Below are 4,522 nucleotides of genomic sequence, written 5' to 3'. Positions count from 1 at the left end.
AGATTTTTTTTATAGTCATGAAAAATATTTTACCATAAATCCTAGACTTTTAAAGTCTGGGATTTATTTTTTTCATCAAAAAGGAGCTTCACACTAATTATTTAGTGCGACAGCCCCTTTATAAATCTATTTATAAACAATATTATCCTTCATATAATCATAAATATCAAATTTAAATTCTTCTGCAAGTAAAACTAATTCATCTTCATCTGCATTATCAATGCTCATAATAAGCGGCATAATTGATGATGGACCAACCTTCTTCAATAAATCCTCTTTTAATCTTTTATAGTCTATATTCTGCATATTATCTCTCCCCTTTTAAATATATCCATGTAATGTAATATCAAATGGACTACAAAATTATTATACCATACATTTTTTACCATATAAATGATTTTTTTCCTCTTTACTTACTGTCAATAGTATTTAAATTAACAATTTTTTATTAGTTCATAAAATAACTTATAAAGGTGGTGTTTAAATGAATAATATAAATGACAATCCTTCTAATGCTTTTGATTATATTGTTATAGGAACTGGTCCTGCCGGCGCTGTATTAGCTAAAACTCTTAGTGATGACAAAAGAAATTCGGTTCTTATAAGGATTTATTGATTGTTGTAAATCTCCAAGAATAGTCATATTGGCAGATTTAAAAATATTGGTTAATATTTCATATTGTAAAGGTGTATAATCCTGAGCTTCATCAATAATTATATATTTTATTTCAGAAGTTCCAGAAACATCTCCCATTGCAACCTTTAAATAAAGTAAAGCAATTTGATCCTCATAATTCAATTCTTTATTTTTTAATTTATTAAGTGTATAGAATTTAATTTCTTCAATATTTGGTCCCTTATAAAAATTCTTAAATTTTTCAAAAAGCTCTTTATAAATATCTAATAAATCGAATTTTGTTATTCTATCTATCTCATTATATGCCTCTAACATTTGATCTTTAGCAATAGCTCTACTTTGTTTCTTAATTTCTTTTTCACTTGTATAATAATCAGAAGTTTCAAGTATATTAGCCGCTTCTTCTATTAGTTCTTTTTCATAAGCCTCCAAAAGAAATATTATCCTATTCTTTATTTTATCCAGCCTTCTCTTTATAGGCATATTATTATAGTCCTTATTAAACAATTCTTCTATTTCTTTGGAAGATATTATCATCTTATCATTTACAATTATATCCTTAAAATCTCTATTCTTTTTTTCTAGATAAGAAACATATTCTTTTAATATATTAATAAATTCCAAAGAAGATTTAAATCTAATATTTATAATTCTTGTCTCATAAATATTTAAATCTTTATAACTAAAAATATACTCCATCATATTACAGTAATCTTCTTTTTTAAATTCATCTCCTAAAGCTTTATTCATAAACTCCTTAAAAGTAGTTTGATACATATTTTCTTCCCCAAGCTGTGGCAATACATTAGAAATATATTCATTAAAAATATCATTAGGAGAAAATATTACTATATTTCGTGAATTTATTTTTTCTCTATATTTATATAAGAGATAAGCTATTCTATGTAAAGCTACAGATGTTTTCCCACTTCCAGCAGGACCTTGAACAATAAGATTCTTGTATTCTTCATTACGAATTACTTGATTTTGCTCTCTTTGAATAGATGTTACTATTGATTTCATTTTATTATCTGTGCTCTTAGCTAAAATCTCTTGTAACACATCATCTTCTATATTAATATCACTATCAAACATGTATTCAATTTTCCCATTATTAATTTTATATTGCCTCTTTAAGGTTATCTTTCCATTAATTATTCCTTCAGGGGATTTATATTTTCCTTCTCCAATTTCATATTCATAAAACATGCTTGAAACCGGTGCTCTCCAATCATATACTAAAAAATCAAATTCCTCATTAATAAGATTAGAAATTCCTATATAAAACTTTTCAGCTGTATCATTATCATGCTCAATAAAATCCATTCTCCCAAAATAAGGTGATGATAGCATTTGTTCATATTTTTCTTCCATTTGTCTTGTAAATTCATGATTTCTTTTTTGCATTTTAGTTGAATTGATAAATTGCATAAAATCTACAACTTGATCTAATCCATTATTTATGGCAACTGAACCGATATTATCCCACATTTCCTTATGAGTTTCTATATATTCCTTTTTAAAACGCTCTTTATAATTGCGCTTTTCATTTAGTTGTTTTCTAACTTCAGTAAGGACTTTTTGAAGCCACTCCTTTTCAGCAAACCATTCAGAATTATTATTCAAATAAATCACTCCCCTTAATAGATTAATTTTATAAAAAAGTTATTGACATTGTTTTTTTGCAAGATGTATAATATAATTGGGGAATTATATTAAATCTCATAAATGTTGATATCTGTTTTATGTTATCACTTTTATTTTTTTTGTCAATAATTAAAACCATTTGCATTTTTGCAAATGGTTTTTTTATAATAATTTATGAACTATCCTTACAAACATAATATTTTAACCAATTTGAAAATAATAAATTGGCATGTGCTCTCCATCTTACAATAGGTTCACTATTAGGATCATTCTTAGAAAAATAATTCTTTGGTATATCTATATTAATACCTTTTGATTTATCTCTTTCATATTCTTGCTTTAAAGTATTAGAATCATATTCAGAATGGCCAGTGGCAAAAATTTGTTTTCCATTATTAGCATAAGCAAGATATACTCCAGCCTCCTCTGATTCTGATAAAATAGTAAGTCCTGGAACCTTATAAATATCTTCTTTTAAAATATCTGTATGTCTTGAATGAGGCACATAAAACTCATCATCAAAACCCCTCAATAAACTAGCACTCTTATCATTTACTTTATGCGAGAAAATACCAAATAATTTCTTATCTAAAGGATATTTAGGAATACCAAAATGATAATATAGGCCAGCTTGGGCTCCCCAACATATATGAAAAGTTGAAGTAACATTTTCTACTGAATAACTCATTACCTCTTTTAGTTCCTCCCAGTAATCTACCTCCTCAAATTCTAAATGTTCAATTGGCGCCCCTGTTATTATAAATCCATCAAATTTTTCATTTTTTATTTCCTTGAAATTTCTATAAAAGTTTAGGAGGTGTTCTTTAGGAGTATTTTTACACTTATGCTCCTTAATATAAATAAGCTCAACTTCTACATTTATATCAGTATTAGCAAGAAGTCTTAAAAGTTGAGTTTCTGTGTTAATTTTTGTAGGCATCAAATTTAAAATTCCTATCTTAATAGTCTTTAAATCATTATTGAATTTCTCCTTATATATAACAGGAAGCTTTTCATTTGTAAGAATTTTAGCTGCTGGTAAGCCTTCTGGAATAATTACTGGCATAATTTCTCTCCTTTCCTACGCTATTTATTCTTATAATAAATAAAAAACCACTTCTTAAAATAAGAAGTGGCAAAACCAAATTCCAAAAATATATTAAAATTTTTCTATCACTTCTTATCTTTCAGGAAAACTCCTGCTGGAATTAGCACATTTCTATCTTAATTAGACAGCTGTTGCTGGGTTTCATAGGGCCAGTCCCTCCACCACTCTTGATAAGATTTAAGATTGTTTAGTTTGGATTAATTTTACTTTAATAAAAATACATTGTCAATATCTATTTAACATCATATTTACAAATCCTTTAACTTTCCTTTTTTCTTTAACTTTTCTAATAATTCATTTGGATTATCATTTATAATAAGATTTTTAGGAAAATCTATAGATTGAAGCATTTCAATAGCCTCCGAAAATTCTCCAATTTTAGTACAGAAATGGGCATCACTATTAATAACAATCCTTGCATTATGTAACTTACATAATAAAGCTATTTTTTTACAATTTGTAAAACTTCCTGGTCTAGAAGTAGTAAAGGAACTATTATTTATTTCAATTAATACATCATTTTCTTTTGCACATATCACTATTTCTTCATAATCAACTGGAACAGCTGGATTTCCTAAATGACCTATTATATCAATTTTACCTCTTTTTATTGCGTTAACAAAAGCTCTCGTATTTTCCTCTACATTTCCTACATTATATACTTCAGTATGTATACTCCCAATTACAATATCGAGTTTATCTAACATAGAATCTTCCATATCCAAATTACCATCATAATCCATTATATTAGCTTCAACGCCATACAGCATGGTAACTCCAAAAAGTTCTCTAGGTAAGACTCTGTAATTTGAAAAATACCAAATATGAGGTGAACCAGGCATAGTAATTCCATGTTCTGTAGTTCCTAAAACTTTAATTCCCTTCTCAGAAGCTACTTTAGCATTTTCCATTAAGCTTGAATAAGCATGTCCACTAGCTATTGTATGAGTATGAACATCTAACTTAAATTTCATTTTATCACCCTTTATAATATATATTATCTTTATCAATTACTATTTAATAATATCATTAATTTTTCAAATTGCAACTTGCACCTTATTAATATTTATTATTATTAAAATCTTGATTTTTTTGATAAACTATAATTTATTTTATTATTTATTATCATT

At 26.4% G+C, this 4,522-nt stretch carries 3 protein-coding genes, 1 pseudogene and 1 riboswitch; all 4 genes and pseudogenes read right to left on the bottom strand.

Annotated features, from left to right (window positions below; translation table 11 throughout):
- Window positions 1-126 precede the first annotated feature (126 nt).
- Complete coding sequence (locus KQI16_RS05695; protein WP_119865018.1) at window positions 127-306, bottom strand: hypothetical protein; 180 nt, start codon at window positions 304-306, stop codon at window positions 127-129.
- A 289-nt stretch (window positions 307-595) separates the two neighbouring features.
- Window positions 596-2,263 (bottom strand): annotated as a pseudogene (gene helD, locus KQI16_RS05690) (RNA polymerase recycling motor HelD); the annotation flags it as partial.
- A gap of 193 nt (window positions 2,264-2,456) precedes the next feature.
- Window positions 2,457-3,350 carry a homoserine O-succinyltransferase gene (locus KQI16_RS05685; protein WP_216432729.1) on the bottom strand — a complete coding sequence of 298 codons (894 nt, stop codon included), beginning with the start codon at window positions 3,348-3,350 and terminating at the stop codon, window positions 2,457-2,459.
- Window positions 3,351-3,461: 111 nt separating this feature from the next.
- A riboswitch (SAM riboswitch) is annotated at window positions 3,462-3,569 on the bottom strand.
- Between the two features lie 71 nt (window positions 3,570-3,640).
- Complete coding sequence (locus tag KQI16_RS05680) at window positions 3,641-4,366, bottom strand: phosphatase (RefSeq protein WP_216432728.1); 726 nt, start codon at window positions 4,364-4,366, stop codon at window positions 3,641-3,643.
- Between the last annotated feature and the right edge of the window lie 156 nt (window positions 4,367-4,522).

Source organism: Caproiciproducens sp. MSJ-32, assembly GCF_018918055.1.
Lineage (GTDB): Bacteria > Bacillota > Clostridia > Clostridiales > Clostridiaceae > Clostridium.
The sequence above is the reverse complement of the archived record's forward strand: the minus strand, read 5'-3'. Positions and strand labels throughout refer to the sequence as shown.